Raw genomic sequence first — 24508 nt, 5'->3', positions numbered from 1 at the left:
GTTCGTCCACCGACATAAATGCCAAACGCTAAACGTCCATAGCGTCGAGTACACGACATGAGCAACCCCTTCTACGAGCTCGGGCGGCTCACCGCCGGCGTGGACCTTTCGGGTGCGCTGGCGGTCGGCGTCGCCGTCCTCGCGCTCTTTTTCGTCCTGCCGCTGTCGAACCCGGCGGCGCTGGTCGGCCTGCTCGCGCTCGGGGTGGCGGTCGCGGTGCTGGCGAGCGCTGTCGAGGTCGTCGACGCGACCGAGAAGCGCGCGCTCACCGTGTTCGGCGAGTACCGAAAGCTGCTCGAACCCGGCCTGAACGTCGTCCCGCCGCTGATCAGCCGGACCCACTCGTTCGACGTGCGAACGCAGATGCTCGACGTCCCGCCCCAGGAAGCCATCACCGAGGACAACTCGCCCGTGACCGCCGACGCGGTCATCTACGTCCGGGTAGTCGACGCCGAGAAGGCGTATCTGGAAGTCGATGACTACCGGAAGGCGGTGTCGAACCTGGCCCAGACCACCCTCCGGGCGGTCATCGGCGACATGGAACTCGACGACACGCTCAAGCGCCGCGAGGAGATAAACGCCCGCATCGGCCGGGAACTCGACAGGCCGACCGACGAGTGGGGCGTCCGCATCGAGGCCGTCGAGGTCCAGGAGGTGATGCCCACGGCGACGGTCGTCAGCGCGATGGAACAGCAGACCGCCGCCGAGCGCCGGCGTCGCGCCATGATTCTGGAGGCGCAGGGCGAGCGCCGGAGCGCGATCGAGCAGGCCGAAGGTGACAAGCAATCCAACGTCATCCGAGCGCAGGGCGAGAAACAGAGCCAGATTCTGGAAGCCCAAGGTGACGCGGTGTCGACGGTCCTGCGCGCGAAGTCCGCCGAGTCGATGGGCGAGCGCGCCGTCATCGACAAGGGAATGGAGACGCTCGAATCCATCGGCCAGGGCGAGTCCACCACCTTCGTCCTTCCCCAAGAGGTGTCGTCGCTGCTGGGCCGGTACGGCAAGCATCTGACCGGCAGCGACGTGAGCGAGGGCGGCGAGTCCCTGGAGAGCCTCGACTTCGATGCCGACACCGCGGAACTGCTCGGGATGGACGACGTCGAGGGGATGGTGGCGGGGTTGAACGGCGACAGCGAGGTGGAGGTCGCTGGGGGCGAGTCGGACCTCGAATCGACGGAGCTCTCGGAATCGGAGTAGCTCTCGACGGGAGCGCCCCGTCAGATGATGGTTCGGGGCCGAATCTATACCACTATACTCGAAGTGGTGGTAAGAATTTTATGTCGTGACACAAAATGCGTACATATGGCTACAGAGACCGACTCGCAGGGACGGCTCTACCTGTCGAAGGACGTGCGTGAGAAGTACGGCGAGAGGTACCACGTCATCGAGTACGAAGAGAAGATCGAACTCGTCCCCATCGCCGACGATCCGCTCGCCGCTGCCCGAGACGCGGCTGGGGGGCTTCGAGATGCCTCCCACGAGGAGATCGAGGACGCTATCGCCGATCAAGCGGAACGAGACGCCGCCCGGAACACTGACGAATGACTGTCTACGTCGAGTCCGACTTCCTGATTGCGCTCGTGAAAGACTCCGACTGGCTCCAGTCGGAAGCCGAGGACGCGCTCGCGGAACGCAACGTGGAGACCTCGGCGTTCGCCTATCTCGAAGTCCTCCTCGCGCGCGAACGCTACGAGTTCGACTACGTCCCCCTGATAGCGAACCTGCTCGAACTCGTCCCGGTGCGGGACGACGAGGAGTACCAGATCGTGCTGAAGGCCGTGAACTACTACGCTGACGGGATGACGCCGTTCGACGCCTTCCATGCAGCCACGGCCGAAACGCGCGAGCGAGCCGTGCTGTCGTCCGAGCAGGACTACGACGAGGTCGGTGTCGAACGGCTGCCACTCGAACCGCAAAACGAGTGATCCATTTTGGCCACTTCTACGTCCTCATATGAGTATTCAGTCAATTATATCCGGTGAACTAAAGGAATAAAAATCGACAGATATGTCGAAAGAGGCCGGATGACTGCATCACACCTGAAACGCGACCCCTTTTATGGCGTAACATATCTCAATTTTTTATATTCCATATATTCAGGCTCTTCTCGCTCTTTATCGCAATTATGCTATTCTTCACCCACATGTGACCCACCATATGTGTTTTATATATCACGTGGATCTTACAATCTATTTGTACTTCGACGGATGGGTCGTTTAGTCCTATTTCACCTCTCAGAACTCCCCGTTTGGCTCCGGAACCCCACCCTCCACGTCCACGTCGACCTCGAACTCCTCGCGTAACTCCCGAATCCTATCACGGATGTCCGCTGCAAGCTCGAACTCCAGATTGCTCGCGGCCTCGTTCATGCGCTCCTCTAGCTCCTCGATGCGGCGGGCGGCCTCGTCGTCGGTCTCGGGTTCGCCGTCGGCGACGCCGGAGGTGTCGGTCTTGCTCCCCGGCAGGTTGGCCTCCGAGACCTCCTTGTCGATGGTCGTGGCCTCGAAGCCGTGCTCCTCGTTGTACTCCTGCTGGATGGCTCGCCGGCGCTGGGTCTCGTCGATGGCGGCCGCCATCGCGTCGGTGGTCTCGTCGGCGTAGAGGACGACCTCGCCGTTGACGTTCCGCGCGGCCCGGCCCATCGTCTGGACGAGCGACGTTTCCGAGCGCAGGAATCCCTGCTGGTCGGCGTCGAGGATGGCGACCAGACTCACTTCGGGGATGTCTAGTCCCTCCCGCAGCAGGTTGATGCCGACCAGCACGTCGAACTCCCCGAGGCGCAGGCCCCGGACGAGTTCGTGGCGTTCGAGCGTGTCGGTCTCGTCGTGCATGTACTCGACCGCGACGCCGGCCTCCTCCAGATACTCGGTGAGGTCCTCGGCCATGCGCTTGGTGAGGGTCGTGACCAGCACGCGCTCGTCGCGGTCGGTCCGGCGGTCGATGCGGTCCATCAGGTCGTCTATCTGGCCGCTGGCGTCCGTGACCTCGACCTTGGGGTCGACGAGGTGCGTGGGGCGGACGATTTGCTCGACGATTTGTTCGGAGTGCTCGCGCTCGTAGTCGGCGGGCGTCGCGGAGACGTACAGCGTCTTGTCGGTCTTGGCCTCGAACTCCTCGAACGAGAGCGGCCGGTTGTCGTAGGCGGTCGGAAGCCGGAAACCGTTGCCGACGAGGCTCTCCTTCCGGGACTTGTCGCCGGCGAGCTGGCCCTTTATCTGCGGGACGGTCTGGTGGGACTCGTCGATGACCGTCAGGAAGTCGTCGGGGAAGTAATCGAGCAGGGTGTAGGGCGCGTCGCCGGGCTCGCGGTCCGAGAGGTACACCGAGTAGTTCTCGATGCCCGAGCAGTAACCCGCCTCCTTCATCATCTCGAGGTCGAAGGTGGTGCGCTCCTCGATGCGCTGGGCCGCCACGAGGTCGTCGTTGCGCTCGAAGTACCGGATGCGGTCGTCGAGGTCGTCCTCTATCTCGGCGATGGCTCCCTCCATCGTCTGCTCGGGGATGGAGTAGTGTTCGCCGGGGTGGACCAGCACCGCCGACTCCTGTGAGACGACTTCGCCTTCCAGAGGGTCGACCTTCGTCATGCGGTCTATCTCGTCGCCCCACAGCTCGACCCGCACGGCGTACCGGCCGTACATCGGGAATATCTCGACGGTGTCCCCGCGCACTCGGAAGGTGCCCTGCGTGAAGTCGACGTCGTTGCGCTCGTAGTTGAGGTCCACCAGCCGCGCGAGGAGTTCGTCCCGGCCCACCTCGTCGCCGACTTCGAGCCGGAGACTCATGTCCTCGTAGTTGTGCGGGTCGCCCAGTCCGTAGATGGCCGAGACGGAAGCCACCACGATGACGTCCTCGCGCGTCAACAGCGACCGGGTCGCCGAGTGGCGCAGGCGGTCGATTTCCTCGTTGATGGAGGCGTCCTTCTCGATGTACTTGTCGGTCTGCTCGACGTAGGCCTCCGGCTGGTAGTAGTCGTAGTAGGAGACGAAGTACTCGACCGCGTTGTCCGGGAACAGGTTCCGGAACTCCTCGTAGAGCTGGGCGGCCAGCGTCTTGTTGTGGGCGATGACCAGCGTGGGCATCTGGACCTCCTCGACCACCCACGAGACCGTGTTGGTCTTGCCCGACCCCGTCACCCCGAGCAACGTCTGCTTGTCCATGCCCGACCGGAACCCGTCGGCCAACTGGCGGATGGCGTCGGGCTGGTCGCCCGCCGGCTCGAAGGGCGCGTCGACCCGGAACTCGGTCTCGGCCTCGGGCCTGTCGGGCGAGAGGGGGCCGCTGTCGGCGTCGCTCATTGTAGAGCGAGGTAGGGATTGGAGCTACTTTACGCTCTCGTCGTGGTCACGCTTCGCCCGGGAACCGCGAGTCGATGGCTCGCCGCTCCCGAGCGCAGCGAACGACCGTCTAACACACCGGCTTCGGATTCACGCCCATCCCCTCCAGCGTCTCGGTGTACTCCTCGTAGGCAGCCTGAATCGCGCCGCTGGCGGCCGCCAGCGCCTCGTCCCAGTCGTCCTCGCCGTCGCAGACCGCGGCCAGCACTTCCGTCCCGCGCTCCAGTTGGCCGTCCAGGTCGCCGCCGAGGTCGCGGAACAACTGGGCCGTCTGCGGGTCGGCCTGCCCGACGAAGAAGCCGACCATCTGCTCTTTGGACTTCTCGCTGGCGAGCGTGCGTCCCAAAAACCCGCCGACTCGGGCCGCGTCGCCGTCGAGGTCCCGCAGGTACTCGTGGATGGCCGGGACCTCGCCCGGGTCGTGGTCGTCCACTGTCTCGCCGTCCAGCTTCGCTACGACCTGCTCGTAGTGGTCGCGCTCCTGCTCGGCGAACGCCGCGAACGCCTCGCGGACCTGCTGGCCGCCCGCCTCGTCGTCGGCCCAGTTCTGGAACGTCTCGCTCGCGGCGTGCTCGGCCGCCGCGGCGGCGCGGTACACGCCCTCGGCCTCCATCTCGCCTTCGGTCTCGGCGTACAGCGACTTCGAGGAGCCGAGCCGCGAGAGCGCGGTCTCGTTGTCGTCCCGCACTGCGTCGAGGAACTCGTCGGAATTCATACTCGGGTGTACGAACAGCAGTCGCTTGTAAGTAGCGACGGCGACACCAATCAGGCCGCAGCCCGGTCGAGCTCGAGCGCCACGACGGTCCCGCCGGACGCCGACGTCTCGAACCGCAACTCGCCGTCGTACGAGTCGACGACCCACTTCACCAGCCACAGGCCGAAGCCGCTGCCGTGGTCGAGCTGCGTGATGGGCCGGTCGTCGGTCAGCACCGCCACCTCGTCGTCGGGGATGCCCGGCCCGTCGTCGGCGACCCGGACGGTCACTCGGCCGTCGTCGGTCGCGGCCGCCGAGAGGGTGATTTCGGGCTCGTCGCCGTCGTGATGGACGACCGCGTTCTCGACGAGGTTGGCCAGCACGCGGTCGAGTTCGTCGTCGGCGGTCACCGACAGGCCGGCCGGCACGTCGACCGCGATGTCGGCGTCCGGATACGCCTCGCGATACTCGGCCGCGACCGACTCGGCCACGGGCCGGAGTTCGACGGCGGTCGTCGCGGCGGGGCCGCCCTCGATGGTCTGTTGGACCGCCGCCACCTTGTCGTACATTCCGCCGAGGTCGTCGGCCTTGCCGTGGATGCGGTCGGCCGCGCTCGCGAGGTCGTCGTCCTCGAGTTCGCTGGACAGCTGCTCGGCGAACCCGCCCAGCACCTGTACGTCGTTCCGGAGGTTGTGACGGATGAGCCGGTTCAGCACCGCCGTCTTCTCGCGCTCGGTCGCCAACTCCTCGGCGCGGATGCGGCGCACGTCGTTGACCCCGATGATGACGTGAGCGGCCGCGCTCACGCCCAGCACGGTCGCCACGACGAACGGCGGCATGGCCTCGGGCCGGTACAGGTACACCAGCGTCAGCACCAGCCCCAGCACGACCACCCCGAGCGTGTTCCACGCCGCGATGCGGAGCGTGTCGTCGGCCGGGAACTCGGCGCGATAGATGAGGTAGCTGACCGCCACGAGGACGACCGCCACGGCGGTCCCGAGCGCCGCGATAATCGTGGCGGCCAGCGACTCGCCCGGCGAGAGGAGTCGCGTGACGGTCGGGACCAGCAGCGCGAAGCCGGTCAGCGCGATGACCGCACACGCTGCGGCCCGCCGGTAGTCGTCGCGATGCTTCGGCGTCGCGTTCGACGACCGCGCGTTCGCGACGAGCGGTCCGGCGACGAGTTCCCCGAGCAGTGACATGGATGGACTGAATGGTCACACTCCAGACGGAAAACTGCGGCGCTCCCCGATACTGGCAGACTGCTCGTCGGGAAATGGTAGAAGCCGGGCGTCTCGCCCAGGTTCGAATTGACGGGGACCGTATTTCGCTCTTGGCCCGAACACGTACGGCAGCGTTCAGGAACGCAGTTCGGACTCCGACACGTTCCACGGCTCGGCCGTTGATTCTCGTTCCACGCGGCGCACTGGCTCCATTTTCCACGGTTGGCGCGCGCTGGCGCGGTCCTCGTGACTGCGCCAAAGCGTGCGAGGGAGGGGCGCGCTCGTGCGCCCCGAGGCTGGGGAGGCGTGAGGCCCACCCTCGCGGTGCGGATGCGGGCGCGGGGCGGTGCGGACGCAGTGCGGTCTCCTCGGTGGACTGAAAGGGCGAGGCGCGCTCGCGTGCAGTTCAGTCGCCTGAGCGGGCACTATCCGCGCGGGCGGTGCGGAGAGCGCGGATATCCCGCTCAGCGACCGCGAGCGCGTCGAGGGCTTTCGAGGACGTGTTTGCGGTTCTGTGTCAGAGAGTGCGTCGAGGGCGTTCGAGGATACGGTTGCGATTCTGTTGTTTGAGAGCGCGCCGAGGGCTTTCGAGGCTGTTGTTGCTGTTCCAGCGTTATCGGCGAGCGCGCCGAGGGCGTTCGAGGATGCGGTTGCTGTACTCGGCGTCTCCGAAAACGACTACCGATGGAAGAAATCGGTCGGCAAGACTGGTTCCGCGAGTCGCTTTTTCGGGCTCTACTGCGAGGCCTCCTCCGTCACTTCGTTCAGTCGTCGGCCTCGCCGGTCTCTATCGGCGCGCCGACGAGATTACCCCACTCGGTCCACGAGCCGTCGTAGTTGACGGCGTCGTCGTAGCCCAGCAGCTCGTGGAGCGCGAACCACGCGACCGACGACCGCTCGCCGATGCGGCAGTACGCGACCGTGGTCTCGTCGCCGTCGATGCCCTCCTCGGCGTACAGCTCCTGCAACTCGTCGAAGTCCTTGAACGTGCCGTCGGCGTTCGTGACGGCCGCCCACGAGATGTTCTGCGCGCCCGGGATGTGGCCGCCGCGCTGGGCGGTCTCCTGGAGTCCCGGCGGTGCCAGCACTTCGCCCGAGAACTCCTCGGGCGAGCGCACGTCCACGAGCGGGAGGCCGCGCTCGATGGCGTTGTCCACGTCCTCGCGGTAGGCGCGGATGGACTCGCGCGGACCCGAGGCCTCGTACTCGACCGCCGAGAAGTCGGGCTCGTCGTCGGTGGTCGGGTAGTCGTTGTCGAGCCAGTACTCGCGGCCGCCGTCGAGCAGGCGGACGTCGTCGTGGCCGTAGTACTTGAACTGCCAGTAGGTGTAGGCCGCGAACCAGTTCGAGTTGTCGCCGTAGAGGACGACCGTCGAGTCCTCGGAGACGCCGTGGCTCCCCAGCAGGTCCTCGAAGTCCTCTTTCGTCAGGATGTCGCGGGTCGTCTGGTCCTGCAACTGGGTCTCCCAGTTGAAGCCGATAGCGCCGGGCGCGTGGGCCTCCTCGTAGGCCTCGGTGTCGACGTCGACTTCCACGAGTCGGTACTCGGGGTCGTCGCTCTCGAACTCCTCGAGGTTGTCCTCGACCCAGTCGGCCGAGACGAGGACGTCGTTCGCGTACTCTGAATCACTCATTGCAGGTACGACTACACGGCCCGGACCCTTATCGTTGTTACTCACGGTAGGTTCCGCCCCCTGTCGCCTTTGCCGGAGATTCTTGCCGTCTCGTGCGCGACCTGCCGGCCCGACGGCGGGGCGGCGGTCGGGTCGAACAGGTCGCCCGGAGAGAGCCGGCAGAACCTTCCGGTAGCTGGGAGACCGGGCGAAGACCCCTCGAAACGCGGCATCTTTACCGGCCCGCGACCTACCCTCGCGCGATGCACGAGAACGTCGTGGTCAGCGCCGACTGGCTCGCCGACCGCCTCGACGGTCCCGACGAGGTGACCGTGGTGGACGTCCGCGACGCGTGGGAGTACGACGGCATCGGCCACGTTCCGGGCGCGGTCAACATTCCCTTCGAGGAGTTCCGGAGCGGGGGCGACGCGGACGAGGGAATGTTACCGGGCGCGGACGCGTGGGCCGACCTGCTGGGCGAGGCGGGCGTCTCGGCCGACGACACCGTCGTCGCCTACGACGACACTCACGGGGTGTTCGCCGCCCGCTTCCTCGTGACCGCCGAGTGTTACGGCCACGAGGCCCTCCACCTGCTCGACGGCGACTACAGTTCGTGGATGCGCGACCACGAGACGAGTAGCGAGGCCCCCGAAATCGAGCCGACGACGTACGAGGTCCGGACGGTGCACGGCACCGCCGAAGGTGCGAGTGGTACCGTCGCGGGAAGCCGCGAGTCCGAGGAATCGCCGCTCGTGGGCCGCGAGGCGGTCGAGGACGCGATGGACGACCCCGACGCCGTCATCGTGGACACCCGCGACGACTGGGAGTTCGAGGAGGGTCACGTTCCGGGCGCGGTCAACCTCGACTGGCGCGAACTGGTCGACGAGGGGACGCGAGGGCTCAAGCCCCGGGCCGAACTGGAGTCGATTCTGGCCGACCACGGCGTCACCCCGGACAAGCGCGTGGTGCTGTACTGCAACACCGCCCGGCGCATCAGCCACACCTACGTCGTGCTGTCGTCGCTGGGCTACGACCGACTGGCGTTCTACGAGGGGAGCCTGACCGAGTGGGAGGCGGTCGGCGGTCCCATCGAAACCGGGTCGTGAGCCGACCGGTCACTTCCCCTCGGACGGCTCCGGTGCGTCGGCTCCGTCGGGGGCGTCCGAGACGTCGGGCGCGTCCGCCGGAGCAGTCTCGGCCTCCTCCTCGTCGATGACCACGTCCTTCCACGTCCCGCGCGTGAACCACAGCGCGGCCGCGATCGCGCCGAGGACGTTGCCCAGCGCCATCCCGACCCAGATGCCGGTCGGCCCCCAGTCGGCGACGAACGCGAGTCCGTAGACGGCGGGCACCCTGCCGATCCAGAGCGCGAGCATCGAGAACACCATCGCGGTCCTCGTGTTGCCCGCGCCACGATAGGCCCCGAGCATCACCTGTAGGACGGCCATGAACGTGAACTCGACCGACCGGATGCGGAGGTACTCCGAGCCGTACGCGACCGTCTGGGCGGCGGCGTCGGTCCCGGTCGCCATGAACACCGAGACGATGGGTTCGGGGACGAGCGCGGCCACGACCGCGACCGCGAACATCACGGCCCCGCCGACCTTGGCCGCGAGCCAGACCGCCCGCTCGGCCCGGTCGGGCCTGCGCGCGCCGAGGTTCTGGCCGACCATCGTGTTGGTCGCTCGGCCCAGCCCCATCGCGGGCAGGAACACCAGCGACGCGAGCCGGTTGCCCAGCCCGTAGGCCGACACCACCGGCGGCGCGAACTGGACCACGATGGCGGTCAGCGTTATCATCGCCAGCGCGCTCATCGACTGCTCGACCGTCGAGGGGACGCCGATGCGAACGATGTCGCGGATGTACGAGAGGTCGGGCACGAGATAGCCGACCTGTACGTCCGGGCCGGCCCGCGCGACGAACAGGACGTAAAAGCCCAACACGCTCGCGATGGCCCGCGAGAAGATGGTCGCCAGCGCCGCGCCCTCGATGCCCATCGCGGGGAACGGTCCCCAGCCGAAGATGAGCGCCGGGTCGATGACGACGTTGATGGCGACGCTGACCAACATCACGCGCATCGGCGTCCGGGTGTTGCCGTAGCCCCGCATCAGCGCGGAGAACACGAAGAACCCGAACAGGAAGGGGAGTCCGAGGAAGAACACCTCCATGTAGTCGGCTGCCATCGGGATGACCTGCGCGGCCGTGTCGCCCTGACTCGGGAGCGCCGACAGCATCGGCTCGGTGGCGAAGTAGCCGAGTCCCCCGAGTATCACCGCCAGCACCGCGACGAATCCGAGAATCTGGCCCGCGACCTTGCCGGCCGACCCCTCGCTGTCCGCGCCGGTGTACTGGGCCACCAGTATCGAGCCCGCAGTGGTGAACCCGCCGGCGATGGAGATGAACAGGAAGACCAGCGGGAACGCGAGGCTGATGGCACCCACCGCGTCGGCCGACAGCCGCCCGAGCCAGAACGTGTCCGCGATGTTGTACGTCACCTGCAACAGCTGGATGACGACGATGGGCCACGCCAGCCGGAACATCGGGCGGACGAGGCCGCCCTCGGTTATCGAGTCGTCGGCGTGCTCCATTGACTCGGGAAACGAATGAGAGGCTGTTGAAAGTTGCGGGTCGCCCTCGAACCGAACTCGCCGGGATTCGCTCGACTGCGTCGGGTGGCCGCTGCGAGCGGGGGCTCGCGAGCGCGAGCCGCGGGCACGAAAGTTTAAATGGCGCGTGTGAGTTAGCGCCACGTACCCGACCATGCCGCCGACGCCCGGAGCGTACGACCTGAACGACCTGCGCCGCCTCGCGGACCCGGACCGGGAGTCGCCCGCCGAGTTCGAGGACGCCGACCTGCCGGCCGACCCCGGCGAGGTGTTGCGACACGAGCAGCGCGACGAACTGGTCCGGCTCCAGAGCCAACTGGCGTCGGTCGGGGCGCTCCCGGAGCGTCCCTACCTCGAGGGCCTCCCCGACCGCTACGCGGCGGAGGTCGTCGTCTTCGAGTGGCTCGACCTGCTCATCAACAAGGCCGGATTCGAGAACACCGGCAACGCCCTCGAGTACTACGCCGAGGTCGACTGGATAACCGGGTCGGTCCGCGAGGACCTCCGCAACTACATGCGGGGGTTCTCGGAGGTCGAGAGTTTCGACCCCGACAAACCCGGCCCGGCCGACCTCGACGTCGACGACCACGTCACGAGCCTCGTCTACATCGCGCGGCTGTCGTCCATCTGACCCTGCGCTACTTGTGGGCCGGCCGCGAGACGTCGCGTTCGGCCACGGCCGCCAGCAGGTCGGCCAGCGCCGCGGCCGCGAGGTCGAGCAGTTCCTCGCCGAGCGCGGCGTCGCCCTCGCCGGGGTCGCCCACCACGCCGTTGTCGGTGAACTCCGCCGAGTCGAACGCCAGGTTCGCGTAGCTGACCCACTCGCCCCAGCCGTCGCTGGCCCCCTCGCGGGCGGCCTCGACGCGGTCCTCGCGGACAGTTTCTGGCGCGACGTGGCGCAAGAGCGCGGTTTCGAGCGGGCCGCCGTGACCCATCTCGTCGCTGTACTCGCCGACCGCCTCGAACCACGTAAAGGGGACGGCGTACGCGTCGTCCTCGCGGGCGATGGTGCCCGCGACCTCGCGTAACGCGGTCACGTTGCCGCCGTGGCCGTTCACCAGCACCACCCGGTCCCAGCCGTGGTGGGCGAGGCTGGCGACCGTCTCGCGAACGTAGTCCCGGAAGGTGTCCGGGCTGACCCACAGCGTCCCGGTGAACTGGCGGTGTTCTGCGGCCACGCCCACCGGAATCGCGGGCGCGACCACGACCGCCCGGCCGTCAGCCCCGCTCTCGTAGGCCGCCGCACCCGCCTTCGCGACCGCCTCGGCCGTAATCGCGTCGGTCCCGAGCGGCGCGTGCGGGCCGTGCTGTTCGGTGCTGCCGACCGGGAGGACGGCGAGGTCGGTCGCGGCCGCGTCGGCGTCGGTCCACGTCGCGTCCGAGAGGTGCATGCCCGGAGTTGGGCGAGGCCGGACTTGTACGTCGGGGGTCGGCGCGCGTGATTCGGGCGGTCGCGCTCACGAGCGATACAGGTGGAGCGCGACCAGCAGGACCAGAAACAGCGGCACGACCGGAGCCGCGACCTCGAACGGAACCAGGAGGAGCAGCAAACCGGCGACCACGACGAACTCCAACGCGACGAGAACGCTCAGCGTCTCCCATCGTCGAGCCATCGTCGTCGCGTCGTTCGCGGCCGGGGCTGTTGAGTCTGTGGGTCGGGCGAGCCTACGTCGGGACCTCCGAGCGACTCGACCCGCCTCGCGGCCCCACCTGCCGAAGGCAGTGGCTCTTTACGCCCACGAGGCCTATTCGGACGCATGAACATGCTCGTGGACGGTGAGTGGCGCGTGGACGTCGACGAATACACCGACGAGGACGGCGAGTTCGACCGCCAGGAGACCAGCTTCCGGGACCGAATCGAGGACGACCCGGACGCCGAGTTCCCGGCCGAAGCCGGTCGCTATCACCTGTACGTCTCGTACGCCTGCCCGTGGGCCCACCGCGCGCTGGTGACGCGGAGCCTGCTCGGACTGGACGAGGCGGTCGCGGTGTCGGTCGTCGACCCCTACCGCGAGGACGACGGCTGGGAGTTCAGCCCCGAGAAGGACGGCTGCACCGAGGACCGCGTCAACGGCTTCGACTACCTGCGCGAGACGTACGTCGCCGCCGACCCCGAGTTCACGGGCCGGGTCACGGTGCCGGTCCTCTGGGACACCGAGCGCGAGACCGTCGTCAACAACGAGTCGAAGGAGGTCATGCGGATGTTCGACACCCAGCTCGCGAGCGTCGCCGACCGGGACGTGACCCTCTACCCGGAGGGCTACCGCGACGAGGTCGACGAGGTCATCGCTGACATCTACGACCCCATCAACAACGGCGTCTACCGCGCTGGGTTCGCCGGCACCCAGCAGGCCTACGACCGGGCGATCACCGAACTGTTCGACGCGCTCGACCGCTACGACGACCTGCTGGCCGACCGGCGCTACCTCTGTGGCGACCGCCTCACGGAGGCCGACGTGGCGATGTTCACCACGCTGGTCCGGTTCGACGAGGTCTACCACACGCACTTCATGTGCAACCGCCAGTTCGTCCGGGAGTACGACAACCTCTGGCCGTACCTGCGGGACCTCTACCAGACGCCCGGGTTCGGCGAGACGGTCCACATGGACCACATCAAGGAACACTACTACACGACCCACCCGGACGTCAGCCCGAAGCGCATCGTCCCGCTCGGGCCCGACCCCGACTTCGAGGCGTCCCACGACCGGGACGAACTGCCGGGCGGCCCGCCAACCGAACTCGACGCGGTCGTGCGCTGAGCCGCGAGCCCGGCGAACCGACCCGCAAGCCCAACGTATTTTCCGCCGGCAGACCAACCCGCGAACGAACATGGTCGCAAAAGAGTCCGAGGAGAAACTGGCGCGCGACGAGCCGGTTCCCGACTTCGAGCTTCCGGGAGCCGACGGCGAGACGCACTCGCTGGCCGACTTCGCCGACTACGAGGCGGTCCTGGTGGTGTTCACCTGCAACCACTGCCCGTACGCCCAGGCCAAGTTCGACCTGCTGAACCGCGTCGCCGAGGAGTACGACGACGCGGCCGTGGTGGGTATCAACCCCAACGACGCCGCGGAGTACCCCGACGACGACTTCGAGACGATGGTCGAGTGGGTCGAGGACGGGACCGTCGGGTACGACGCCTACCTCCGCGACGAGAGCCAAGAAGTCGCCGAGGCGTACGGCGCGGTCTGCACGCCCGACCCGTTCCTCCTGCGCAACGAGGGCGAGGAGTTCACGCTGGCGTACCACGGCCGACTCGACGACGCCCTCAACCCCGACGACGAGCCGACCGAACGCTACGTCGAGGACGCCATCGACGCGGTGCTGGCGGGCGAGGACGTGGCCCTCGAGTTCATGCCCTCGCGGGGCTGTTCCATCAAGTGGAAGTGACGGCGGATTCGAGCTGTCGACCGCGCCCGTTCCTGACCCGCGAGGCCCGATTCCGAAAGCTTCGAGTCCCCTGACCGAGCACCGCCCCGTCGATGCACGCCGCCCTCCACCGGTTCGCGCTCGACGCCGGTAGTCCCCTGTTCGCGCTCGACGCCGCAGGCCACTGGCTCGCGCTCGGCCTGACGTTCGTCGCAACGCTCGCCGCGGGAATCTGCGCACACGAGCTCTGTCACGTCGTCCCGCTCAGTTTCACCAACGCCGAGTACACCGTCAGCGTCCTCCCGCGTGCCGGGGTCGCGGCGCGCGGCGCGTCCGCGCCGACCGACTGGCCCGCGCTCAAGCACGTCCTCGCGGGCAGTCTCGTCCGGGTGGAAGTCACTCGCCTCCCGCGTGCCACGCCCGAGTGGCTGCTCCGGGCGGCCGCGCTCGCGCCGCTCGCGCTCGCGGTCCCGTTCGCGCTGGTCGCGGCGGGCCTCGCGCCCAATCCCTTCGCGACCGGCGACTCGGTCGCGACCGTGGCGCTCGTGACCGTGACCGCCTGCGCGCTCCCGAGTCCGGCCGACTGGGCGGTCGTCTGGCACGGGTCGGACCTCTACTCCTCGGCGTGAGTCGCGGCCCCACTCGCGCCTGCAGTCGTGACCGACCGCCGGCCCGGACAGAAACTATATCAGAACTCCGTCTGGACTCCACGGGCTGGTTCTGGTCGTACGCGCAGTTCGCGGAGTACGACTCGGGACCGGACGGCGGACTCGTCAGACTGGTGTTCGAGGGCGACCCGGACGGACTCGTCGCGGCCGAATCCGACCGGTGGGACGAGTTCGACGGCCTCGCGTCGTGGCGCGTCCGACGGTACGACGATGAGGGGTACGACAGCCTCCTCGAACAGCAGCGGGACGCCAAGGGTGAAATCGGCGGCGAGTGGGAGTACAGGGCGAAACCCCTCGCCGCGCGGTTCGCGCTCGCGTACCGCCGGGAGTTCGGGGAACCGCTCCCGGCGGTCGGCGACGACCGCGACGGGAACCCGATAGAACTCGGCTTCTGGGCGGTACTCCACGACCTGTTCGTGCAGTGCGGATACGACTGGTACGACGAGACGACCGCGTGTCGGAAGATGCTCCGGAACCGGCTGAAGTCAATCGCCAGCTACCGGGGAGCCGACGCCGCTCGCGAGGAGTACGAGCAGTTGCTCGCGGAGTGGCGGGCTCACGGGGACGCGCTCGAACGATGGCTCGACGAGAATCCGACCGGGAACGCCACGGAGCCGTGACCCCACGGTCGTCGGAGGCGCGCTCGCTTCGGCACGGCGGTCACGAGTGCTGGTTCTCGGCGTACCCGTAGGCGACGAGGAACGCGACCGCCAGCAGCGCGTACCCCCAGATGGCTCCTCGGAGCGCGAGCGGGACCTCGACCACGCCGGTCACGTCCAGCGCCACGTCGGCCGGGATTCCGAAAATCGTCACGAACGCCACGAGGAGCGCCACGGACTGGCCGGCCCGGCGCTCGATTCGCTGCTCGCGCTCGTCGAACAGCCGGACGCCCGTGCGTTGCCAGACGACGAGGTAGCCGACGACGCCGAGGTAGTAGAGACCGACCCCGGCGAGAAGCAGGGAGTCGCTCGCTCGCCCCGTGACGACCACGGCGGCCACCGTCGCGGCGAGGAGGGCGACCACGCCCGCGCCCATCGACCGACTCATCAACTCACGATACCGCCTTCGGTCCTCCATCGGTAGTTCACTGCTCATGGGAATCACTGTAAAGTACGTTTTACAGTAAAGTCTGCTTTACACGAGATATTAAATCTGTCGGTCGAGAGGGGTGTCCGGTCGCCGCGCCGCCGGGGCGGTCCGCGCGCCCCTCAGAGGGCCTCGTCGAGTTTCCGCCCGCTGAGTTCCAGATAGTCGGCGTCGAAGGTGTACACCTCCGCCGAGACCGTGCCGGCCCACCCCTCGCGCAGGGGCGCGAGCGCCGTCTCGAAGTCCAGCGTCCCCGACCCCGTGGGGACGTGTTCGTCGCGGGCCTCCCGGGAGTCGTTGGCGTGGACGTGGCTCACGCGGTCGGCGTGGTCGTCGAGGAACGCGGCCATCTCCCCGGCGCTCATCCCGTCCACGCGGGCGTGGCCCGTGTCGAAGGTCATCGACGCCTCGGTGTCGGCGAACACCCGGTCGAACTGGTGGACGGTCAGCGGGACGCCCGGCAGGTTCTCGACGCAGATTTCGACGCCCCGGTCGGCCCCGAACCGGTCGAGTTCCCGGACCGACGCGAGCAGGGTCGGCGCGACCGCGTCCAGTTCCCACTCGGGCGGCCTCGCGCTGGTGCCGGCGTGGAGGACCGCCTTCTCCGCGCCCATTTCGGCCGCGATTTCGATGCACCCCCGCTGTTCGGTCACCGACCCCTGCCGGACCGGCGCGCGCGGCGACCCGATTTCGAGGTCGGCGAACGGGAGGTGGACCAGCAGGTCGAGGTCGGCCGCCTCGACCGCCGCGGCGACCGCGCTCGGGTCGAGGTTGGTGCGCTCGGTCGCGCCGTCCATGTACAGCTCCACGAAGTCGAAATCGAGTCGCTCCCCGTCGCTGACGGCCCGCTCCCACGACACCGCGCCCGTGTGGGTCTGGGTCACGTACCCGGTCCGGACCCGGTTCTCGGCGTCGGTCCCGTTCCCGTCCGCACTCACGTCGAGTCGCCTCCGCGCACCGCCGACGGCGTCGCGGTCTCGTCGGCGCTGGGGGCCTCGTCCGCGCTCGGCCCCTCGTCGCCTCTCCCACTCCCGTCGCCGCTCGCGCTCGCGGAAGCGTCGGCGTCGAGGAGTCGAGCGAGCGCGCCGACGGTCGGCACGACCAGCGTGGGGTCGACGTCGCTGCGCTCGACCCCGACCCGGGTGGCGTCGCCCGTCAGGACGCAGACCGACTCGCAACCCACGTTCTCCGCGAGGGCGACGTCGGTTTCGAGTCGGTCGCCCACGACCAGCACGTCCGCAGGGTCGTAGCCGTTCGCGTCCACGACGTGGTCGACCATCGCGGCGTCGGGCTTGCCGAACACCCGGTCGGGCGTCCGCTCGGCGGCGCGTTCGACCATCGCGGCGATGGACCCGCAGTCGGGCACGAACCCGTCGGCGGTGGGGCAGACCTCGTCGGGGTGGGCCTGCAGGAACGTCGCGCCGTCGCGGACGGCCAGCGTCGCCCGCCGGGCCTTCTCGTAGGTGAGTTCGGTGTCGAAGCCGACCACGACGTGCTCGGGCGCGTCCGCGCCGAGGCCGGGGTCGTCGGTCACCGGAACGCCCCGGTCGGCCAGGGCCTCGCGCATCGCCGCCGTCCCGAGGACGTACGTCTCGCCGGGCCGGGGCGCGGTCGCGCCGGCGTCCGACACCGCCGCCCCGCCGTCTGCGGCGGTCGTCTCCCCGTCGTCGGTCGCTTCTCCCTCGACGATCGCTCCCCCGTTCGCGGTCGTCCCGCCGCGTGCGTCCTCGGCCCCGCCGACGTCGGCCGCGAGGTAGTCGATGACGCCGTCGGTCGAGAGCAACACGTCCTCCGGCCCGGCGGAGATGCCGAGGTCCGAGAGCCGCGCCGCGTAGTCGTCCTTCCACTTCGAGGAGTTGTTCGACAGGAAGTAGACGTCCGTGCCCGCCGCTCGGAGGGCGTCGACGACGCGGTCAGCGCCGGCCACGAGGTCGTCGTCGAGGTAGAGCGTCCCGTCGAGGTCGAAGAAGACCGCCTCCTTGTCGGCCAGCGTCGAGAGGGCCGAGAACCGGCGGTCGGCCTCGGCGAGGTCCTCCCGGTCGTCGATCTCGACCCACCGGTAGTCGCCCACGTCGACGGGTTCGAGGTCGTGGTCGCGGGTCCGGACCACCCGGTCGATGGCGAGTTCGGTCCACTCGCCGTACTCGCGCTCGCGCTCGATGGTCCGAGCGATCTCGTCGAACAGTTGCTCCGAGAAGTCGGCCGAGAACCGATAGACGTCGTTCGAGATGGCGCGGGCCACGTCAGCGGGCACGTCCTTGGCGATGTGGCTCACCGAGCCCGCGTCGTCGACCGTGACCTTCATCGCCTCGTCGGTGTAGGTCCCCGGGTCGGCGGCGACCGCGCTCTCTGGGTCGGCCGCCACGAGGTCCGCGAGCAGCCCGGGGTCGAAGACCGCGTCGCCGTTGCTCAGGACGAACGGCTCGCCCGCGACCGCTTCGCGGGCGACGTACAGCGAGTACATGTTGTCCGTGTTCGCGTACACCTCGCTCTCGACCACGGTCACGTCGAGGTCCGGGTGCCGGTCGGCCACTGCGGCACAGAGCGCCCGCACGTCGTCGGCGAGATAGCCCGCGACGACCGTGACGTCGGTGACCCCGGCGTCGACGTACGCGCGCAACTGCCGTTCGAGTACCGGAACGTTCCCCACTGTGATACAACACTTTGGTTCGTGCAACGTTAGCGGCCGCAGGCGAGACCCGATGCCGGCCGCTAAGATAACTCCCTTCACGAGATAACACCGCACAATAGCGCAACGTAGTACTCAATAACCCTATCGGCCCCGGCTCGGACGAGCGATGCTCCCCGAGCGCCGTAAACAAGACGCTCGTCGCTCGAGGACGTGTTTTTGCGGAAACTTCGCTCCCCCGCTCTTTTCAGGGGTGGTTCGGCGGTCTGGCGGCCTCGCCGGAAGTGACGGGAGATAGTAAACCGGTTGGTCCGGCCGAGGAGTATCGCCCCGTCAATCGGTGGAAAGGTCCCGCTGGGGTGGCTGACGGGGTTCGAATTCACCCGACTCCCGTTCCCGGCCCAGCCTTCTCGCGTCGCTCGTCGCGTCGGGCCGTCAGAAGTGGGTCGGGGCGGATTCGAACCGCCGGCCTGCTCCGTGTGAAGGAGCTGTCATAACCGGACTAGACTACCGACCCGCGCATCCGGCCTTTCCCTCTTCCCGGACTTAAGACTTACTTTACGCCGGAACCCGAGCGGTCGGGGAATCCGCCCGACGGGCCGTCGAGACCGCTCACGCGCCCCGGCGGACGCGCCGGAGCGCACGTCGGACGCGGCGCTCGACTGTTCGCTCGGCCTCGTTCAGTTTCGACCGCCAGCGTCGCGAACGCGACTGGTCCTCGACCTCGCGACCGGCCGCCGCGCGAACGCGGCGCTCGACGGGTTCGAGTTCCTCGCGGAGCCCCCGCGAGAGGTTGGTGCCGGCGCGTCGGGCGTAGTACCACGCGTCTTCGAAGTGCTTGTTCATTTCTCGTCCACCATTATGTTCTTACGCAGACGACAGATATACGTCTTTCGCTCGGCCCGGTCGCCGGGGGAGTCTCGCGTCCGCCGGGCGGTCCGCCCGCCAGGTCACAAACTGTATGTCGGGAGCCGCCCAGTGTGACCGTATGTTCGCGCGGCTCTCGATTCCGACGCCGTTCGCTGTCGGTCCGGTGAACGCCTACCTCGCCGGCCGGACGCTGGTCGACCCCGGGCCGGGAAGCGAGGAGGCGTGGGCGGCGCTGCTCGACGGCCTCGAAGCGCGCGGGCTCGCGCCGGGCGACGTCGAGCGCGTGCTCGTGACCCATCCACACCCCGACCACTTCGGCCTCGCCGAGCGCCTGCGGGCCGAGGGCGCGCGGGTGCTCGCCAGCCCCGCGACGGCCGCGGTCGTCGCGGACTTCGAGGCCCGGTTCGAGTACGAGCGCTCGTACTTCGTCGAGTTCTTCGAGCGCCACGGGATGGCGCGCTCGACCGCCGAGACCGTCACCGAGCTCCCCGAGACGTTCCTCCGGGTCGCGCCCGGCGTCGAGACCGACCGCGAGCTCCGCGACGGCGACGCGGTCGACGTGGCGGGCACCACGCTCACCGCCGAGCGCGTCGACGGCCACGCGGTAGGCGAGACCATCTTCACCTACGGGCGCGAGTCCGACGAGTTGCGAGCCGTTGTCGGCGACCACGTCCTCCCGGACGTCACGCCGAACCCCCTGCTCCAGCCGCCCGCCGAGCCGGGCGGCGAGCGCCCCCGCGTCCTCCCGGCGTACAACCGCTCGCTGGCCGCCCTCCGCGACCGGGCGTTCGACCGCCTGCTGGCGGGCCACGGCGAGGAAATCACGGACCCCCGCCGGCGCATCGACGCGATTCTGTCGGCCCACGAGGACCGCACCGAGAACGTCCGGGACGTCGTCGCGGACGGCCCGACCACCGCTCGCGAGGTGATGGACCAACTGTTCGAGGACCTCCCCGCGACCGAGTACTTCGCGGGCATGAGCGAGGCGGTCGGTCACCTCGACGTGCTGGTCGACCGCGGCGCGGTCGAGACCCGCGAGCGCGGCGGCGTGGTCGTCTACGAACCGGCCGCGTGACCCCGTGTCCGGTCGACCCGTCGAGGGCCGCGCCCGGCGGAGCTACTCCAGCAGGTCCTCCTCGGCTCCCTGGTCGCGGCCCGTCCCCGCGGGCGCATCGCCGGGACCGGATTCGGGGTCGCGGTCCGCGGACTCTCGCCCGTCGACGGGCTGGTCCGCTGGGCTTGCCGGCTGTTCGCTCGCGTGCTCGCGGACGGTCCGGACCTGCTCGTACGGGAAGAAGTTCCGCCCCCGCTCGCGGTTCAGCCAGACGCCGGCGTCGTAGAACTCCAGCTCGTGGCCCTCGATGGGCGACGTGATCGCCCGCTGGCCGCCCTGTTCGCTGCCTCGCTCGACCAGGTACACGGAGTAGGTGTGCTCGGACATCGCGTCGAGTTCGACGCGCCGGGCGAAAAGCATAGTGGCGGGCGAGCGGCGGCGGGTGGGTCGAGGGGCGGCGGGGCGGTCGGACGACGGTGCGACGAGTCGGTCGGCCTATCGAGTCAGCGACCGAAGGCGGCTCCCTGTCCCCGAATCCCGGTCGGACTCGGCCGCCGCTCGCGCGCGCCGCGACCGGAATCGCCCGAGTGCGACGGCCGCGCCGACGACGAGCGCCACCAGTCCGACCGACCGGAGTTTCGAAGCGGCCGACGGGCCGGCGGCGTCGCCGGACCCGCCGCGCTCGGATCGGGAGTCGCTCCCCGTCCCGACGGCGAACGACCGCTCGTCGTCGGTCCCGGCGTCGAACGTCCACTCGAACTGCGCGTCGTGGAAGTGTATCTCCAGGATTCCCATGGCGGTCGTTCGCCGAGCCCGGACTTAGCAGTTGGGGCGGACAAGCGGGAGCGTTCAGCTCTTTGAGGAGCCTGCGCGAGGACGGTTCGCGACCGAGTCCGGCCTGCGTATCCGAACGTGACCGCCGCCCGTGCTAGGTTTTATGTCCACTTCGCGCGAGTCGTCACGTATGGAGTTTGTCACCACGGAGACGGTCCCCGGTCGCGAAATCCAAGAGACCCTCGGCATCGCCCGCGGCAACACCGTCAAGGCCCGAAACGTCGGCAGGGACATCACCCAGAGCATCCGGAACATCACCGGCGGCGAGCTGAAGGCCTACTCGGAACTGCTGACCGACGCCCGCGACGAGGCGCTCGAGCGGATGGCCGAGGACGCCGAGTCGCTCGGCGCGGACGCGGTCGTCAACGTCCGGCTGGAGAGCTCCGAGATAGCCAACGGCGGCTCCGAGGTCATCGCGTACGGCACCGCCGTCCGACTCGCGTAGGCCACCGCAACCGGCCACGAGACGACTTTCTCCACTCATGGTCGAACGCAACGACCCCGGGCGCGCGGGCGTGAAAGCCGGCCGCGTCGTCGGCCTGCTGACGGCCGTCGTCGTGATCGCCAGCCTGCACGAGGGCCGTGACTCGTTCTATCGGATGATGGACGTCCTGCTCGGCGCGGCCGGGGTCGAGGCCGGACTCGCGGTGTCGGCGCTGTTCTGGGCCAACGCCGTCCTCGCCGGGGTGGCTCGCTACGCCATCTGCTACGTGGTCGGGTCGCTCGTCGGCGTCCTCTACGACTGGCTCGACCGACCGTCGCTGCCGGTACTGGTCGCGGTCGTCCTCGTCGTCGGGGTGGTCGACGGCCTGTTCGCGGTCGTCGACACGGCGAGCGTCGCGGTCGGGGTCGCGTACGTCCTCGCGTGGCTCTGTTACGTGCCGGCGTTCGTCCGGCTGTTCGACCCCGACGCCGACGAGCGGTCGGGCCCGGTCCGACTCGGCGACTCGTGAGCCGGGGGCCGTCGCGTCGACCGCCTTGGAATCCCGGCGACCGCGCTCGATTCCGACCTGCCGGTTCGGCCAGCTTTAGGGAGGCCCGGTTCGAACCCGCCGGCATGGACGACCGCGACGAACTCCTGATGACGCCCGGCCCGACCGCGCTGCCCCCGGCGGTCCGGGAGGCGACGAGCCGTCCGCTGATAAACCCCGACGTCGAGGCCGAGTTCGCCACGTACTACGAGTCGCTGCTCGACAAACTGGCCCGGGTCTACGACACCGACGACGACGTGGTGGTGCTGAGCGGCGAGGGGATGCTCGGGCTGGAGGCCAGCGTCGCCTCGCTGGTCTCGCCCGGCGACGAGGTGCTGTGTCTGGCCAACGGTCTCTTCGGCGCTGGCTTCGCCGACTTCGTGGAGATGCACGGGGGCGAGCCGGTGGTCCACGAGACGCCCCACGACGAGGGGTTCGACGTGGACGCCGTCAAAGAGACCGTCGAGGCCCACGACTTCGCGGTCGCCACCGCCGTCCACTGCGAGACGCCGACCGGGCTGTTGAACGACCTCGACGAGGTGCTCGGCGTGCTACAGGACGCGGGCGTGCTGACCGTGGTCGACGCCGTCTCGTCGCTGGGTGGAACGTCGGTGCCGGTCGACCGCGTCGACGTCTGTCTCGGCGCGTCCCAGAAGTGCTTCAGTTCGCCGCCCGGACTGACGACGCTCTCGGTCAGCGACCCGGCGTGGGCGAAAGTCGAGGACACCGAGCAAGACACCTTCTACACCAGCCTCGAACCGTGGCGCGACCCGTCGTTCGAGGACGGCGAGCCGGTCTTGCTGCCCTACACCCACTCGGTGTCGAACCTCTACGCGCTGGAAGCGTCGCTCGACCGCCTGCTCGAGGAGGGGCTGGCGACCGTCTTCGACCGCCACGAGTCGGTCGCCGAGCAGTGCCGGGCGCGCGGTCGCGACCTCGGACTGGAGCCGTTCCCGGCCGACCCCGACCGCTACTCGCCGACCGTCACCGCCTTCGAGGTCGACGGTCGGGCGACCGACCTCAAGCGCCGACTCGAAGCCGACCACGACGTCGTCCTCTCGACCGGACTCGGCGAGCGCGCCGACGACCTGCTCCGCGTGGGTCACATGGGGTACAACGCCGACCCCGACCGGGTCGAGCGCACGATGGACGCGCTCGCGGCCGTGCTGGACGGATGAGGTGGTGACGACCGCCATCGATTCGCACGCCGAGACAAGATTTCTACCGACCGACCTCGACCGTCCGGCATGGACGAGTCCGACGCCGCCGACGCGATGCTCTCGGAGGCGACCCTCGACCGGATGGTCCGGGCGGTTCGCCCGGCGTGGTCGCTCCGCGAGGCGACGCCCGCCGCCGAGGGGACCGACGCGGTGTACTTCCTCGCGGTCGAGACGCCCGCCGGGCCCCGCGAGTGCGTGCTGAAGGCCTGCGAGTTCCTCGACCCCGCCGAGTTCCGGCCGGAACCGCACCTCCTGTCGCTGGTCGAGTCCCGGACCTCGATTCCCGTCCCGAGCGTCGCGGGCGCGGTCGACCGCCACTCGGAGTTGCCCGCGCCGTTCTTCCTGATCGAGCGACTCGACGGCGAGGTCCGTGAGAACGAGGCCGGGGACCTCCCGGTCGAAACGGTCGAACGGCTCGCTCGCGAGGCCGGCCAACACCTCGGCGAACTCCACCGACTCGGCGACTTCGAGGCGTTCGGGCCGATTCGACTCGCGAGCGACGCGGACCGCGAGCCGGCCGGCGGCGTCGCGGTCGGCGACCGACGACTCGCAGTGGGCGACGCCGGCCGCGAGTCGTGGCGCGCGCAGGTCGAGGCCCTCGCCGACGGCGCGCTCGACGGCGTCGAGGAGCGATTCGCCGACTGCGCGGGCGACCTCCGGGCGTTCGCGGACGCCCGACTCGACGCGCTCGACCGGTCGTTCGCCCCGGTGCTCGGCCACGACGACTACCGCCTCGGGAACCTGCTCGTGGACGCCGACTCGGGGCGGACGCGGGCGGTGCTGGACTGGGGCAACGCACACACGCTGGAACCCCAGTACAATCTGGTCCTCGCCGAGCAGTACCTCGCCGGGTGGGCGACCCACGACGACCCGCGCCGCGAGCGCGTCCGCGCGGCCCTGCGCGAGGGGTACGGGCGGACGACTGGCGGCGTTGACGGTGGGGCCGCGAGCCCCCTCGAACGCGACGGCGACGCCCAGCGCCGTCGGGACCTCTACCTCGCGGTAACTCGGCTGTTCCCGCTGGCGTGGTTCTCGCTGTGGTACGGCGACCAGTCCGACGCCGAGCGCGAGCGGACGGCCGCGCGCCATCGACGCGCGGCCCGCCAACTGCTCGGGTGAGTCACAGAAAGCATATACCACGGCCCGCGTTATCGCCGAGGGCATGGTACACTGCCCTGAATGCGACGGCGAGATAGCCGAAGAGTCGGACGTCGAATTCCTCGACCTCGACGCCAAGATGGCTGGCCTGTTCCGGTCCTCCAAGCGATTCTACGTCGTGGCCTGCAACGAGTGTGGCGCGGCCATCGGTAGCGCCGTCGCGGGCGGCGGCGGATAGCGAC

28 protein-coding genes and 1 tRNA gene are annotated in these 24508 nt (G+C 68.9%); 15 read left to right on the top strand and 14 right to left on the bottom strand.

What is annotated here, in order from left to right; translation table 11 throughout:
• Positions 1–57 precede the first annotated feature (57 nt).
• The 3 genes from EPL03_RS10140 to EPL03_RS10130 all read left to right on the top strand — a co-directional run bounded on the left by EPL03_RS10140 (position 58) and on the right by EPL03_RS10130 (position 1925).
• A complete protein-coding gene (locus tag EPL03_RS10140; RefSeq protein WP_135829203.1) occupies positions 58–1197 on the top strand; it encodes an SPFH domain-containing protein in 1140 nt (379 codons plus the stop codon).
• 105 nt (positions 1198–1302) lie between these two features.
• Positions 1303–1545, top strand: coding sequence for an AbrB/MazE/SpoVT family DNA-binding domain-containing protein (locus EPL03_RS10135; RefSeq protein WP_135829202.1), 243 nt, complete (start codon positions 1303–1305; stop codon positions 1543–1545).
• Positions 1542–1925 carry a PIN domain-containing protein gene (locus EPL03_RS10130; protein ID WP_135829201.1) on the top strand — a complete coding sequence of 128 codons (384 nt, stop codon included), beginning with the start codon at positions 1542–1544 and terminating at the stop codon, positions 1923–1925. The genes EPL03_RS10135 and EPL03_RS10130 overlap by 4 nt, the downstream gene beginning before the upstream one ends.
• Positions 1926–2234: 309 nt before the next feature.
• On the opposite strand, the gene uvrB is transcribed toward EPL03_RS10130, so the two are convergent.
• From uvrB to EPL03_RS10110, 4 genes are all read right to left on the bottom strand, one after another.
• Entirely contained in the window at positions 2235–4295 is a 2061-nt protein-coding gene (gene uvrB, locus EPL03_RS10125; protein WP_135829200.1) for an excinuclease ABC subunit UvrB, read from the bottom strand.
• Positions 4296–4404: 109 nt separating this feature from the next.
• The gene (locus tag EPL03_RS10120; RefSeq protein ID WP_135829199.1) at positions 4405–5049 is read right to left on the bottom strand and encodes a rubrerythrin family protein; all 645 of its coding nucleotides are present in this window, start codon (positions 5047–5049) and stop codon (positions 4405–4407) included.
• Positions 5050–5099: 50 nt separating this feature from the next.
• Positions 5100–6230 (bottom strand): sensor histidine kinase, encoded by a 1131-nt coding sequence (locus EPL03_RS10115; protein ID WP_135829198.1) that lies wholly within the window; start codon positions 6228–6230, stop codon positions 5100–5102.
• Positions 6231–7015: 785 nt separating this feature from the next.
• The gene (locus EPL03_RS10110) at positions 7016–7885 is read right to left on the bottom strand and encodes a sulfurtransferase (RefSeq protein WP_135829197.1); all 870 of its coding nucleotides are present in this window, start codon (positions 7883–7885) and stop codon (positions 7016–7018) included.
• 242 nt (positions 7886–8127) lie between these two features.
• On the opposite strand from EPL03_RS10110, the gene EPL03_RS10105 reads away from it, so the two are divergent.
• Positions 8128–8970: a sulfurtransferase gene (locus tag EPL03_RS10105; RefSeq protein ID WP_135829196.1), complete on the top strand. Its 843-nt coding sequence runs from the start codon at positions 8128–8130 to the stop codon at positions 8968–8970.
• Between the two features lie 9 nt (positions 8971–8979).
• Here EPL03_RS10105 and EPL03_RS10100 read toward each other — a convergent pair whose 3' ends face one another.
• Entirely contained in the window at positions 8980–10452 is a 1473-nt protein-coding gene (locus EPL03_RS10100) for an MATE family efflux transporter (protein ID WP_244605245.1), read from the bottom strand.
• Positions 10453–10624: 172 nt separating this feature from the next.
• Between EPL03_RS10100 and EPL03_RS10095 the strand changes: the two genes are divergently transcribed.
• Positions 10625–11101, top strand: a complete 477-nt coding sequence (locus EPL03_RS10095; protein WP_135829195.1) for a FlaD/FlaE family flagellar protein — start codon at positions 10625–10627, stop codon at positions 11099–11101.
• 7 nt (positions 11102–11108) lie between these two features.
• Here EPL03_RS10095 and EPL03_RS10090 read toward each other — a convergent pair whose 3' ends face one another.
• Together EPL03_RS10090 and EPL03_RS19950 are read right to left on the bottom strand one after the other, a co-directional pair.
• A complete protein-coding gene (locus EPL03_RS10090) occupies positions 11109–11861 on the bottom strand; it encodes a creatininase family protein (RefSeq protein WP_135829194.1) in 753 nt (250 codons plus the stop codon).
• A 66-nt stretch (positions 11862–11927) separates the two neighbouring features.
• Positions 11928–12083 (bottom strand): hypothetical protein, encoded by a 156-nt coding sequence (locus EPL03_RS19950; RefSeq protein ID WP_168216226.1) that lies wholly within the window; start codon positions 12081–12083, stop codon positions 11928–11930.
• A 144-nt stretch (positions 12084–12227) separates the two neighbouring features.
• Here EPL03_RS19950 and EPL03_RS10085 point away from each other — a divergent pair, with 144 nt between their 5' ends.
• The 4 genes from EPL03_RS10085 (at position 12228) to EPL03_RS10070 (ending at position 15124) form a co-directional block, all read left to right on the top strand.
• Positions 12228–13229 carry a glutathione S-transferase family protein gene (locus EPL03_RS10085; protein ID WP_135829193.1) on the top strand — a complete coding sequence of 334 codons (1002 nt, stop codon included), beginning with the start codon at positions 12228–12230 and terminating at the stop codon, positions 13227–13229.
• A 70-nt stretch (positions 13230–13299) separates the two neighbouring features.
• Positions 13300–13857 carry a thioredoxin family protein gene (locus EPL03_RS10080; RefSeq protein ID WP_135829192.1) on the top strand — a complete coding sequence of 186 codons (558 nt, stop codon included), beginning with the start codon at positions 13300–13302 and terminating at the stop codon, positions 13855–13857.
• 92 nt (positions 13858–13949) lie between these two features.
• A complete protein-coding gene (locus EPL03_RS10075) occupies positions 13950–14465 on the top strand; it encodes a hypothetical protein (RefSeq protein WP_135829191.1) in 516 nt (171 codons plus the stop codon).
• On the top strand, positions 14462–15124 hold the full coding sequence (locus EPL03_RS10070; RefSeq protein WP_135829190.1) for a hypothetical protein: 663 nt from the start codon (positions 14462–14464) through the stop codon (positions 15122–15124). Before EPL03_RS10075 ends, EPL03_RS10070 begins: the two co-directional genes overlap by 4 nt.
• Positions 15125–15164: 40 nt before the next feature.
• Here the strand turns inward: EPL03_RS10070 and EPL03_RS10065 are convergent, their stop codons facing one another.
• The 5 genes from EPL03_RS10065 to EPL03_RS10045 form a co-directional block, all read right to left on the bottom strand.
• On the bottom strand, positions 15165–15599 hold the full coding sequence (locus EPL03_RS10065) for a hypothetical protein (RefSeq protein ID WP_135829189.1): 435 nt from the start codon (positions 15597–15599) through the stop codon (positions 15165–15167).
• Positions 15600–15712: 113 nt separating this feature from the next.
• Positions 15713–16528 carry a sugar phosphate isomerase/epimerase family protein gene (locus tag EPL03_RS10060; protein ID WP_135829188.1) on the bottom strand — a complete coding sequence of 272 codons (816 nt, stop codon included), beginning with the start codon at positions 16526–16528 and terminating at the stop codon, positions 15713–15715.
• Positions 16525–18321: an HAD-IIA family hydrolase gene (locus tag EPL03_RS10055; protein ID WP_135829187.1), complete on the bottom strand. Its 1797-nt coding sequence runs from the start codon at positions 18319–18321 to the stop codon at positions 16525–16527. Before EPL03_RS10055 ends, EPL03_RS10060 begins: the two co-directional genes overlap by 4 nt.
• Before the next feature lie 340 nt (positions 18322–18661).
• Positions 18662–18736 (bottom strand) — tRNA-Val (locus EPL03_RS10050).
• A gap of 95 nt (positions 18737–18831) precedes the next feature.
• Positions 18832–19065, bottom strand: coding sequence for a DUF7553 family protein (locus EPL03_RS10045; protein ID WP_135829186.1), 234 nt, complete (start codon positions 19063–19065; stop codon positions 18832–18834).
• A 142-nt stretch (positions 19066–19207) separates the two neighbouring features.
• Between EPL03_RS10045 and EPL03_RS10040 the strand changes: the two genes are divergently transcribed.
• Positions 19208–20164: an MBL fold metallo-hydrolase gene (locus EPL03_RS10040; protein ID WP_135829185.1), complete on the top strand. Its 957-nt coding sequence runs from the start codon at positions 19208–19210 to the stop codon at positions 20162–20164.
• 42 nt (positions 20165–20206) lie between these two features.
• Here the strand turns inward: EPL03_RS10040 and EPL03_RS20320 are convergent, their stop codons facing one another.
• Together EPL03_RS20320 and EPL03_RS10030 are read right to left on the bottom strand one after the other, a co-directional pair.
• Entirely contained in the window at positions 20207–20530 is a 324-nt protein-coding gene (locus tag EPL03_RS20320; RefSeq protein ID WP_210424950.1) for a hypothetical protein, read from the bottom strand.
• A gap of 108 nt (positions 20531–20638) precedes the next feature.
• Positions 20639–20938 (bottom strand): hypothetical protein, encoded by a 300-nt coding sequence (locus tag EPL03_RS10030; RefSeq protein WP_135829184.1) that lies wholly within the window; start codon positions 20936–20938, stop codon positions 20639–20641.
• A gap of 169 nt (positions 20939–21107) precedes the next feature.
• Between EPL03_RS10030 and EPL03_RS10025 the strand changes: the two genes are divergently transcribed.
• The 5 genes from EPL03_RS10025 to EPL03_RS19945 all read left to right on the top strand — a co-directional run bounded on the left by EPL03_RS10025 (position 21108) and on the right by EPL03_RS19945 (position 24504).
• On the top strand, positions 21108–21422 hold the full coding sequence (locus EPL03_RS10025; protein WP_135829183.1) for a YbjQ family protein: 315 nt from the start codon (positions 21108–21110) through the stop codon (positions 21420–21422).
• Positions 21423–21459: 37 nt separating this feature from the next.
• Entirely contained in the window at positions 21460–21930 is a 471-nt protein-coding gene (locus tag EPL03_RS10020) for a hypothetical protein (RefSeq protein ID WP_135829182.1), read from the top strand.
• Positions 21931–22034: 104 nt separating this feature from the next.
• Positions 22035–23126 (top strand): pyridoxal-phosphate-dependent aminotransferase family protein, encoded by a 1092-nt coding sequence (locus tag EPL03_RS10015; RefSeq protein WP_135829181.1) that lies wholly within the window; start codon positions 22035–22037, stop codon positions 23124–23126.
• A gap of 69 nt (positions 23127–23195) precedes the next feature.
• Entirely contained in the window at positions 23196–24287 is a 1092-nt protein-coding gene (locus EPL03_RS10010) for a phosphotransferase family protein (RefSeq protein ID WP_135829180.1), read from the top strand.
• A 43-nt stretch (positions 24288–24330) separates the two neighbouring features.
• Positions 24331–24504, top strand: a complete 174-nt coding sequence (locus EPL03_RS19945) for a hypothetical protein (protein WP_168216225.1) — start codon at positions 24331–24333, stop codon at positions 24502–24504.
• The last annotated feature ends 4 nt before the right edge of the window (positions 24505–24508 follow it).

The organism is Halorussus halobius (assembly GCF_004765805.1).
Lineage (GTDB): Archaea > Halobacteriota > Halobacteria > Halobacteriales > Haladaptataceae > Halorussus > Halorussus halobius.
This window is presented reverse-complemented; position numbering and strand designations above follow the sequence as displayed.

What these genes read in the sequence shown, in the direction of transcription:
- EPL03_RS10140 (WP_135829203.1), top strand. Translation starts at nt 58, where the DNA reads ATGAGCAACCCCTTCTACGAGCTCGGGCGGCTCACCGCCGGCGTGGAC.
- EPL03_RS10135 (WP_135829202.1), top strand. Translation starts at nt 1,303, where the DNA reads ATGGCTACAGAGACCGACTCGCAGGGACGGCTCTACCTGTCGAAGGAC.
- EPL03_RS10130 (WP_135829201.1), top strand. Translation starts at nt 1,542, where the DNA reads ATGACTGTCTACGTCGAGTCCGACTTCCTGATTGCGCTCGTGAAAGAC.
- uvrB (WP_135829200.1), bottom strand. Translation starts at nt 4,295, where the DNA reads ATGAGCGACGCCGACAGCGGCCCCCTCTCGCCCGACAGGCCCGAGGCC.
- EPL03_RS10120 (WP_135829199.1), bottom strand. Translation starts at nt 5,049, where the DNA reads ATGAATTCCGACGAGTTCCTCGACGCAGTGCGGGACGACAACGAGACC.
- EPL03_RS10115 (WP_135829198.1), bottom strand. Translation starts at nt 6,230, where the DNA reads ATGTCACTGCTCGGGGAACTCGTCGCCGGACCGCTCGTCGCGAACGCG.
- EPL03_RS10110 (WP_135829197.1), bottom strand. Translation starts at nt 7,885, where the DNA reads ATGAGTGATTCAGAGTACGCGAACGACGTCCTCGTCTCGGCCGACTGG.
- EPL03_RS10105 (WP_135829196.1), top strand. Translation starts at nt 8,128, where the DNA reads ATGCACGAGAACGTCGTGGTCAGCGCCGACTGGCTCGCCGACCGCCTC.
- EPL03_RS10100 (WP_244605245.1), bottom strand. Translation starts at nt 10,452, where the DNA reads ATGGAGCACGCCGACGACTCGATAACCGAGGGCGGCCTCGTCCGCCCG.
- EPL03_RS10095 (WP_135829195.1), top strand. Translation starts at nt 10,625, where the DNA reads ATGCCGCCGACGCCCGGAGCGTACGACCTGAACGACCTGCGCCGCCTC.
- EPL03_RS10090 (WP_135829194.1), bottom strand. Translation starts at nt 11,861, where the DNA reads ATGCACCTCTCGGACGCGACGTGGACCGACGCCGACGCGGCCGCGACC.
- EPL03_RS19950 (WP_168216226.1), bottom strand. Translation starts at nt 12,083, where the DNA reads ATGGCTCGACGATGGGAGACGCTGAGCGTTCTCGTCGCGTTGGAGTTC.
- EPL03_RS10085 (WP_135829193.1), top strand. Translation starts at nt 12,228, where the DNA reads ATGAACATGCTCGTGGACGGTGAGTGGCGCGTGGACGTCGACGAATAC.
- EPL03_RS10080 (WP_135829192.1), top strand. Translation starts at nt 13,300, where the DNA reads ATGGTCGCAAAAGAGTCCGAGGAGAAACTGGCGCGCGACGAGCCGGTT.
- EPL03_RS10075 (WP_135829191.1), top strand. Translation starts at nt 13,950, where the DNA reads ATGCACGCCGCCCTCCACCGGTTCGCGCTCGACGCCGGTAGTCCCCTG.
- EPL03_RS10065 (WP_135829189.1), bottom strand. Translation starts at nt 15,599, where the DNA reads ATGAGCAGTGAACTACCGATGGAGGACCGAAGGCGGTATCGTGAGTTG.
- EPL03_RS10045 (WP_135829186.1), bottom strand. Translation starts at nt 19,065, where the DNA reads ATGAACAAGCACTTCGAAGACGCGTGGTACTACGCCCGACGCGCCGGC.
- EPL03_RS10040 (WP_135829185.1), top strand. Translation starts at nt 19,208, where the DNA reads ATGTTCGCGCGGCTCTCGATTCCGACGCCGTTCGCTGTCGGTCCGGTG.
- EPL03_RS20320 (WP_210424950.1), bottom strand. Translation starts at nt 20,530, where the DNA reads ATGTCCGAGCACACCTACTCCGTGTACCTGGTCGAGCGAGGCAGCGAA.
- EPL03_RS10030 (WP_135829184.1), bottom strand. Translation starts at nt 20,938, where the DNA reads ATGGGAATCCTGGAGATACACTTCCACGACGCGCAGTTCGAGTGGACG.
- EPL03_RS10025 (WP_135829183.1), top strand. Translation starts at nt 21,108, where the DNA reads ATGGAGTTTGTCACCACGGAGACGGTCCCCGGTCGCGAAATCCAAGAG.
- EPL03_RS10020 (WP_135829182.1), top strand. Translation starts at nt 21,460, where the DNA reads ATGGTCGAACGCAACGACCCCGGGCGCGCGGGCGTGAAAGCCGGCCGC.
- EPL03_RS10015 (WP_135829181.1), top strand. Translation starts at nt 22,035, where the DNA reads ATGGACGACCGCGACGAACTCCTGATGACGCCCGGCCCGACCGCGCTG.
- EPL03_RS10010 (WP_135829180.1), top strand. Translation starts at nt 23,196, where the DNA reads ATGGACGAGTCCGACGCCGCCGACGCGATGCTCTCGGAGGCGACCCTC.
- EPL03_RS19945 (WP_168216225.1), top strand. Translation starts at nt 24,331, where the DNA reads ATGGTACACTGCCCTGAATGCGACGGCGAGATAGCCGAAGAGTCGGAC.